Origin of the sequence: Bradyrhizobium sp. (assembly GCF_035652035.1) — a bacterium.
Taxonomy (GTDB): Bacteria; Pseudomonadota; Alphaproteobacteria; order Rhizobiales; family Xanthobacteraceae; genus Bradyrhizobium.
In genome coordinates, this window is sequence record NZ_DASREO010000033.1 from 34,772 (window position 1) to 42,837 (window position 8,066).

The following is an 8,066-nucleotide window of genomic DNA, read 5'->3' on the forward strand; positions in this document are numbered from 1 at the left end:
GTCGCTATCGCTCCTCGCAATGACGGCGGCGCGCGCCGCTACACGCTCCGCGACCGCTCGATGTCCACGTGCTTGTAGAGCGGTTCCGGGATCTGCGACAGGCGCGATGTGCGGGCTTGTCGATCGGAAAGGCCATAGAGCTTTTGAAAGCTCATGATCAGCGGCCGCCATTTGTCGGGATCGATCCGATCCGGCTCGCCGTCGGCGAGGATGGAGGAGTCCGCAAAAACCCGCTGGATGCGCAATTCAAACAGGATGCGGCGGCCGCGGAACGCCGGGTCGTTATCGGACATCTCGTAGGTATGCTCGACGACGGCTTCCATCTGGATCGGACATTCTTTTGCCCGCGGCGGATCGATGGTCTCCGATGCAATCGGGGTCAGCCCGGCCGTTCCGAACTTGTCCTTCTCAAAGCGGTAGCCGCGCGCGACCTTGTGCGGCGGCAGCACCTCCGATCCCGTCGTCAGCGCGATGCGGTCGACCGCGTCGGCCTGTGCGACCGACGGCAGGTTGAGCACGCATTCTTTGGTGCGGAGCATGTTGGCGACCGTCTTCGACGACCGGTCAAGACCGAGCACGCCGCGCCATCCGAGCCAGAACGCCGATGACATCGGCGCGAGATTTGGCAATCCGTCTTCGTTGCTTGTGCTGATCAACACCACCGGCGTTCCGACATAAAGGATCGGCGGCTCGCTTCGTTGCAGCGTCGGCGTTGTGGCAACTCTCATATCCATGATCGTGACATCCTCCTGGCGCGCAGGCCGCGCAGCGGTTTCGATGCCGCGCGCCCTTTCGTTTCATCGGCCGGAACGAGGCCTATCGGCCGACCGGGGAGACGACACTCCGCTTATTGCTTTTGAATCGAAGGTGCTGCGCCGCCTCTCTGCCGGCCGGCGCGTGAAGATTTCGATACGCGCGCAAGAAACGGAGCGTGGTTCTGAAGCCGGCTGTCTAGCCTCTCAGCCGGAAGCTCGATGCTTCCTCTGACGAATCGGAACAAACGAAAGAGATCAAGACATGTCGAAGGAAGAAGACAACAAGGCGGTGGTCGGCCGCTGGTTCACCGAATTCTGGGGCAAGACCTTCAATCCCGCTGTCATCGACGACCTTGCGGCCCCCGACATGCTGCAGGACTACTCGCTGCACGAACCTCGCCGCGGCCGGGCCGAGATCAAGGCAGCCATGACCCAGTTCCGCGCCGCATTCCCCGACCTCAACTTCTGGGGCACGGCGGACCTGATCGCCGAAGGCGATTATGTGGTCGGTCAGTGGGAAGGCGGCGGCACGCACACTGGCGCGGCGTTCGATGATCTCCTGATGGGGAGCCTGCCGGCGGCAACCGGCCGCAAGCTGCAGTTCACGGGAACCACGGTCCTGAAGGTGATCGACGGCAAGATCGTCGAAGAAATCGGACTGGACGATGGCGTGAAGGCGCTGACCCAACTCGGCCTCATCATGCATCCTGCGACGCCGTCGTAAGGGCGGAAAGGCCGTCAACCGCGCAGAAAACGTGAAGCGGCATTCCTCTTGTGCCGCTTCACATGCATGGAAAAAGCAATAGGGTGCTACGGCTCTCGCCGATCATTCCCTGGAGAATTCGTTCATGTCGTCGCCCTCTCTCATGTCAGGCTTCCCGTCCGCGGAAGCCGATCAGGTGACCTTGGCGAACTGGCGAACGGCCCCGTACATGACATGGGCATTTCAGCATGTGCGGGAAATCGTGCCGTCGGCGGATATTCCGAGCGCGCCGGGCGATGTTTGGAAGCTCACGCCCGAGCCGGTCGACTTCTCATCCCTCGGCTTCGAACACGGCGGCAAGCGATACGGCCTCGATCGATTCGTCGACGAGACCGATACGGATGGCCTTGTCATCCTGCATCGGGGCAAAGTCGTTCTCGAGCGTTACGGCAACGGAATGGCAGCGGATACGCCGCACATTCTGATGTCCGTCTCGAAATCGCTGACCGCGATTGTTGCCGGCATTCTCATCGAACAAGGCAGGCTCGATCCGGAACAGAAAATTGCGTCGATCATCCCGGAGCTGAAGGACACCGTTTATTCCAGCGCGACGGTACGCCACGTGCTGGATATGCGCGTCGGGATCGATTTCGACGAAGACTATCTCGCGACGTCGGGGCCGATCGTCGAATACCGCAAGGCCACGAACTGGAACCCGCTGGCTCCCGGCGAGCGCCCGAATGATCTGCGTACCTTCCTCGGCAGTCTGACGGCGCGGAGCGGTCCCGATGGCGGGCCCTTCCACTATGTGTCGACCAACACGGATCTATTAGGCTGGGTCCTGGAGCGCACCAGCGGCATCCGGTTCGCCGATCTCATCGGCAATTTGTTGTGGAAGCCGATCGGAGCTCAATGCCCTGCCTATATCACCGTCGATCGCCTCGGCGCGCCACGCTGCGCCGGCGGCATTTGCATCACGACGATGGATCTCGCCCGCGTCGGCCAGTTGATCGTGCAGAACGGCAAGAGAGGCGACACGCAAATCATTCCCGCGCGCTGGATCGAAGATACGCTCAGTGGCGGCGATCCGAAGGCGTGGGCGGCCGGCGATATGATTTCCTATTTCGGCGATCGTCCGATGCATTATCGCAACAAGTGGTATGTTCTCCGCGACAGCAACATTGCTTTCGGACTGGGCGTCTACGGCCAGAATGTCTTTGTCGACAAGGCCAACGAAATCGTCATCGCGAAACTGTCCTCGCAGCCTCCGCCGCTTGATAAGAACCTGATCGACTTGACTGTCAAATTTGCCGAGGCCATGAGCGATCACGTGAGCCGTCACCTGGCGTGAAACTTGGCGGATTGAAGAGTGCCCCTGAGTATCCCATCGATGAACAGTGAACGACGCCCCGAACGCCTGCAACCGAAGTTGATGTCATTCGATGTGTTCGGCACGCTGATCAGCGTTCGTGACAGTTCGTACGGCGCATTCGAGCGCATCCTCGGCGATGTCGGCGCTAACGGCGTCGACGTCAAGGCGTTCTGGGAGCACTGGGAGCATCGCAATATCGCCCACTACTGGGAGCCGTACCGGACCTATCGCGAGATATGCGAGCTCTCGCTTGAGGAGACATTTGCGCATTTCGGCCTGAGCGGCGAGGGCAAGCTGATCAACCGCTATTTTGACGCCTTTCCCCGGTTCTTCCTTTACGACGACGTCGTTCGGACGCTTGACCGGTTGTCCGGACGATACAGGCTCGCTGTCGTGTCCAATATTGACGACGACCTTCTGGCGCTGACGCCGCTGCGGCGCGAGTTCGATCTGGTCTGCACGGCACAACGCGCACGGGGCTACAAGCCGGACGGCGCGCTCTTTCGGTACCTGATCGCGCATGCGGGCTGCGCTCGGGAGGAAATTCTCCATTCCGGGCAGTCCCAGTTCACGGATCTCGTTGGCGGCAAGCCGCTCGGCCTGACGATCGCCTGGATCAACCGTCGTCAGGTCGCGCTGGATAGCTCCGTTCCGCGCCCGGATTTCATCTTTTCCGACGTTCAGTCGCTCGGTTCCCTGGTCGAGCTGTAAGCACGGCTGTTAGCTTCTGATCGCGAAGGGCGCTAAGGGTAGGCGGGACCTGCGCGTTCGCGGGAGGGGGTTGGGCCAAATGGAAATCGCCACGGTGAGGGAGCGTCTCAAGGCGCTGCGGCGGACCAAACTCTACGATCTGTTGACGGCCGTGCCTCTGATGGCCTGGTTTGCCTACAGCGTTGCGCAGATGCTGCCACAGCTGTCGCACCGGATCGCGCTGGTCACGCTGTTTGTCCGGACCGATCCGTCCGTGCTTCCCGCGTCTCTCGTCCTTCGTACCCTCTCGGAGGTCGCCGCGCTGATTTTCTTCGCGCTGTCGATCGTGCTCTATGCGGTCCGCCGCGTTCCGCAGCAGGCCGCGCTCGGCTTCTTTCCGCGCGTTGCTGCCGTGGCTGGCACGTTTTCGAGCCTCGGCTTCCTGTGGCTGCCGCCGCAAGAACTTTCATCGCCGCTCTTCCTGACCTCGCTTCTTCTGATTCTCGCCGGCATTGCTTTCGCGCTTTGGGCGCTGCTCGTTCTCGGGCGTTCGATCAGCCTGCTGCCGCAGGCGCGGCGGCTGGTGACCAGGGGCCCGTATGCCATCGTCCGCCATCCGCTTTATCTTGGCGAGATGGTCGCGGTCACGGGAATCGCGCTGCAGTACTTCTCGCCATGGGCGCTGCTGCTAGTGGGAGTGTCCTGGGTGTTCCAGTTTTTGCGCATGACCTACGAGGAGCGGGTGCTATCGCAAAGCTTCCCGGAATATAAGGACTACATGATGCGGACGGCCCGTTTGGTGCCGGGCGTGTATTAGGGCAGAGACTCGGCAATCGAGACGCCTGCATTTCGGCCTCGGCGCGTTCTGACCGCGGGACGCATCCCGCGGCCAGTCGTTGATGACAAGGTCAGTTCACCGCGAAGACATAGACGGCGCCGCCCTGCGGCACCTCCGGATACCTGCCGGGGAAGGTCTGGTTCAACCTGCCCTGCATGCGGGCGGCGTCGACGCCCCAGCCAGTCTGCACGGCAATGTACTGCTTGCCGTCCACCTCGAACGACACGGGGACGCCGTTGACGCCCGAGATCGTGGGATACTGCCACAGGATCTTTCCGGTCTTCGCGTCGAAGGCGCGGAACAAGCGGTCGCTGGTGCCGCCGGAGAACAGCACGTCACCACCGGTCGCGAGGATCGGCCCCCAGTTCTGCGATGGCAGGTTGGTGGTCCATGCACGCTTGCCGGTGTCGAGATCCCATGCCTGCACTTCGCCGATGTGATCCGCGCCGGCGCGCATCCGCAGCACGTTGTTGGTGACGCCCATGTAGCGTTCTCCGACCACGTATTTCGGCACTTCCGTCGTCAGCTCGGTACAGAGGTTTTCGTTCGCTGGAATATACAAGAGCCGCGTCTTCGGACTGTAGGCTGCCGGCGGCCAATCTTTCCCGCCCCACGTGCCCGGGCAAAACAAGGTCGTCTTGCCGGTCGTCGGCTTGTGTTCGGGATCGACGATAGGCCGCCCGGTCTGCGGTTCGACGCCCTTGAAGACGTTGTGGCTGACGAAATTCTGCGCCGTGATGAAGTTGATCTTTCCATCCGTGCGCTCGAGTTGCCAGAGATAGCCATCCCGCGCGACGTCGACGAGACCCTTCACGGTCTTGTCGCCGTGCTTGTAGTCGACGATGATCGGCGGCGAGACCTCGTCCCAGTCCCAGGAGTCATTCTGGTGATACTGGAAGTGTCCCTTGATCGATCCGGTCTGGCCGTCGAGAGCAACGACCGACGAGGTGTAGAGATTGTCGCCCGGGCGCTGATCGCCCATCCAGGGTCCGCCGTTTCCGGTGCCCCAGTACGAAAGATGGGTCTCCGGATCGTAGGTTGCCGGCACCCAGACCGACGCGCCACCGGTCTTCCACTGATCGCCGTTCGGCCACGTCTCGCTACCGGGCTGCCCGGGCTCCGGCACCATGAAGGTGCGCCAGGCTTCCTTGCCGGTTTCGGCGTCGTAGGCGGCCACGAAGCCGCGGATGCCGAGTTCACCGCCCGACGTTCCCATGATGACCTTGCCGTCGGCGACGAGCGGCATGATCGAGGTGTAGTAGCCCTTGCGATAGTCAGCGACCTTCGCGGTCCACGCTTCCTTGCCGGTCTTGGCGTCGAGCGCCACCAGCGTCGTATCTGCCGATGCGAAGTAGACCTTGTCGCCCAGGAGTCCGACGCCGCGACTGGTCGGGTGCAGGTTCACCAGATCTTCCGGCAGCGGCCGCTTGTAGCGCCACAGCACCGTTCCGGTCTTCGCCTCGACGGCGATCACCTGGTTGCCGGGTGTCGCGACGAACATCACGCCGTTGTTGACGATGGGCGGCGCCTGGTGTCCCTCGACCTGACCGGTGGCGAGACTCCACACGAGCTGCAGACGACCGGCGTTCTCCGGCGTGATCTGGGCGAGCGGGCTGTAACCCCATCCGTCATAGGTGCGCCGAAACAGCAGCCAGTTCGAATCTTCAGGCTTGCGCAACCGATCCGCGGTGACCGGCGAATAATTCTGCAGCACGGCAGGCAATGGCGCCGGACCCGGGGGCGATGCCATCATTTCCTGCGCCGATCCGTTTCCGAGACCGGCAGCCATAATCACCGCAACGGCTGAAATGCCGTGCAGCCACTTCTTCCATCCAGACATGAACTCCTCCTCCCGAACTATTATTATTTGGGATTCATCGATCAGGACGATACGACACCCAGCCTCCCGATGAATGGTTTGGCGACGGCAAGCTTGCCATCGACAATCTTGAGCGGAAGCGACGCCAGTGCGCGCATGGTCGGGCCATCCACGATCGCTGCCGCCTCGCGCGGATTGTAGCGAGAGTTGTGACACGGACACTCGAGCATGAGTTGATCCGCCTGCCAGCCGGTCACTTCGCAGCCGGCATGCGGGCAGATCGCCGAATATCCGACAACGCCATCGGCGGCGCGCGCCAGCGTCGGCTGTTCGAGAGTCGCCGGATCGAGGCGGACCAGCAGCACCTTGTTGAGGCGCGATCCGTCGCGGACCGTTTTCGTCGCCGGATCCATCGGCCAGGCGATCACCTGCGGAGCCGAGATGTCACCTGGTCCAAGAGGGGTCGGAGGGCCATCGGTGCGAACCAGAAAGTCGCCTTCCTGAGGCCGCTCGTCGGCCGGCTCGGCCGCAGCCGGCAAAGCTGTCGCAGCCACGAAGGCTGATCCCAGCAGCAGCACATCGCGGCGGCTCGTTACGCCATCGTCCGTGTTGCAACAGCACGAACACCCGCGCGCCTGATCACGATCGCTGGCAGCCGCCACGCCTCCCCGCTTTCTCCCGGCACATTGACTGGCCGAGTTGCTGTTTTGACGACGCATTGCACAGAGGCCGGAAGGATCGTTGCTGTTCCGCACCCCGTCAAGCGCAATGGCAGCGGAGCAGGCTCGCATTTTCGATCGGACCGACCGAGACGACCTGCGACTGATCCATCTCAGTCAAGGGTCACCAGCCGACATCGGTGGTCGCTGGTCTCTAGGTCCGGTCTATTCCCGAAGGCAGACGTCTCCGGCAATCCTCGTTGAGGTCCGCTATGGGGCCATTAGGAGATATTCAAAGGCTTACCGGATTGCCGCCGCTAGATGCCTTCGACGGCGCAAGAGAAAGACGCTCGTTCACGGAGTAATTTTGTCCGCCGATATTCCTCTGTCAAAGGACGGCCCTGCCCAAGCCCATCAAGTGCTCCACCGGAATTTACGAAGCTGTGATTAATTACCTCTTCAACGTCCGCGAATTCGTATCCGTCTGGGAGTTGCAAGAATTCCATACGGAACGATGAACCGTAAGAAAATACACTTCGGTCTTTCATTCGAAATACCCAGCCAGTCCAGCCCATTGTCGTCTCTCCCTCGATCCGCGAGAGCAATTGCAGAGGGGGAGCAAATCGCGATGGTATTGCGTCCGCGACATCGTATGCGGCAACTCTATTGTGACTGGCGACAAAGCTGGGGACGATCTGTCCGTATGGGTCTTCGCCTCCAATAAACCCCCGACCATTCAGTTCCTCTTGGATGCGCCGCTTGGCGAATTCGACGAGGCGTTTTTTTGATTGAAGGACGACACAGGGGAGGAACGTGCCATCATTGAGAGTGAGCGAACACCGGTATTTGAAGCCGAAAAACTTGTCGTCGAGAGGCTCGACATTGGCCGTAATCTTTCGCACCCAATTCACTTCCAACCCCCTCTCGCCGTATCGAGATTACTCCTAGCAGCCGACGCGGTGGCGGATTGTCTTCCCCGCCCCCAGACTGCAATAGTCCGAGTATAGCTTCTGCCACAGTGGCGCGAAGAGGTCCGCCTTGGGTTAATCGCCGTATTTCTGGGAAAGGAAGCGAACGTCCGTTTCGGTTCCGATTGTGTTGAAGAAGTCGGCTCGCGATCGAAGTAGGCAAAATTCGCGGCAAGCCGGCCGTCTCTCAGGCCGGCTTTGGCGTCGGCATTGGTATCAGCTTGGCTAGTTTCCGAAGGTTCTGGGCTGTTGCTGCGAGGAG

The 8,066-nt window shown here is 61.3% G+C and carries 8 protein-coding genes; 4 read left to right on the top strand and 4 right to left on the bottom strand.

Annotated features, from left to right (window positions below; genetic code table 11):
- Positions 1-38: 38 nt before the first annotated feature.
- On the bottom strand, positions 39-734 hold the full coding sequence (locus VFB05_RS11655) for a flavin reductase family protein (protein WP_325012365.1): 696 nt from the start codon (positions 732-734) through the stop codon (positions 39-41).
- Positions 735-1,017: 283 nt separating this feature from the next.
- Between VFB05_RS11655 and VFB05_RS11660 the strand changes: the two genes are divergently transcribed.
- From VFB05_RS11660 to VFB05_RS11675, 4 genes are all read left to right on the top strand, one after another.
- Positions 1,018-1,479: an ester cyclase gene (locus VFB05_RS11660; RefSeq protein WP_325012367.1), complete on the top strand. Its 462-nt coding sequence runs from the start codon at positions 1,018-1,020 to the stop codon at positions 1,477-1,479.
- Between the two features lie 124 nt (positions 1,480-1,603).
- Positions 1,604-2,809 (top strand): serine hydrolase, encoded by a 1,206-nt coding sequence (locus tag VFB05_RS11665; protein WP_325012369.1) that lies wholly within the window; start codon positions 1,604-1,606, stop codon positions 2,807-2,809.
- Between the two features lie 39 nt (positions 2,810-2,848).
- Positions 2,849-3,541, top strand: coding sequence for an HAD hydrolase-like protein (locus VFB05_RS11670; protein WP_325012372.1), 693 nt, complete (start codon positions 2,849-2,851; stop codon positions 3,539-3,541).
- 79 nt (positions 3,542-3,620) lie between these two features.
- On the top strand, positions 3,621-4,337 hold the full coding sequence (locus tag VFB05_RS11675; protein ID WP_325012374.1) for an isoprenylcysteine carboxylmethyltransferase family protein: 717 nt from the start codon (positions 3,621-3,623) through the stop codon (positions 4,335-4,337).
- Positions 4,338-4,428: 91 nt separating this feature from the next.
- On the opposite strand, the gene VFB05_RS11680 is transcribed toward VFB05_RS11675, so the two are convergent.
- The 3 genes from VFB05_RS11680 to VFB05_RS11690 all read right to left on the bottom strand — a co-directional run bounded on the left by VFB05_RS11680 (position 4,429) and on the right by VFB05_RS11690 (position 7,738).
- Positions 4,429-6,198: a PQQ-dependent dehydrogenase, methanol/ethanol family gene (locus VFB05_RS11680; protein WP_325012376.1), complete on the bottom strand. Its 1,770-nt coding sequence runs from the start codon at positions 6,196-6,198 to the stop codon at positions 4,429-4,431.
- Positions 6,199-6,239: 41 nt separating this feature from the next.
- Complete coding sequence (locus VFB05_RS11685; RefSeq protein ID WP_325012378.1) at positions 6,240-6,731, bottom strand: Rieske (2Fe-2S) protein; 492 nt, start codon at positions 6,729-6,731, stop codon at positions 6,240-6,242.
- A gap of 422 nt (positions 6,732-7,153) precedes the next feature.
- A complete protein-coding gene (locus VFB05_RS11690; protein WP_325012380.1) occupies positions 7,154-7,738 on the bottom strand; it encodes a hypothetical protein in 585 nt (194 codons plus the stop codon).
- Positions 7,739-8,066 lie beyond the last annotated feature (328 nt).

Bases quoted from the DNA above. Each gene is read 5' to 3' on its own strand.
- VFB05_RS11655 (WP_325012365.1), bottom strand. From the start codon at position 734: ATGGATATGAGAGTTGCCACAACGCCGACGCTGCAACGAAGCGAGCCG.
- VFB05_RS11660 (WP_325012367.1), top strand. From the start codon at position 1,018: ATGTCGAAGGAAGAAGACAACAAGGCGGTGGTCGGCCGCTGGTTCACC.
- VFB05_RS11665 (WP_325012369.1), top strand. From the start codon at position 1,604: ATGTCGTCGCCCTCTCTCATGTCAGGCTTCCCGTCCGCGGAAGCCGAT.
- VFB05_RS11670 (WP_325012372.1), top strand. From the start codon at position 2,849: ATGAACAGTGAACGACGCCCCGAACGCCTGCAACCGAAGTTGATGTCA.
- VFB05_RS11675 (WP_325012374.1), top strand. From the start codon at position 3,621: ATGGAAATCGCCACGGTGAGGGAGCGTCTCAAGGCGCTGCGGCGGACC.
- VFB05_RS11680 (WP_325012376.1), bottom strand. From the start codon at position 6,198: ATGTCTGGATGGAAGAAGTGGCTGCACGGCATTTCAGCCGTTGCGGTG.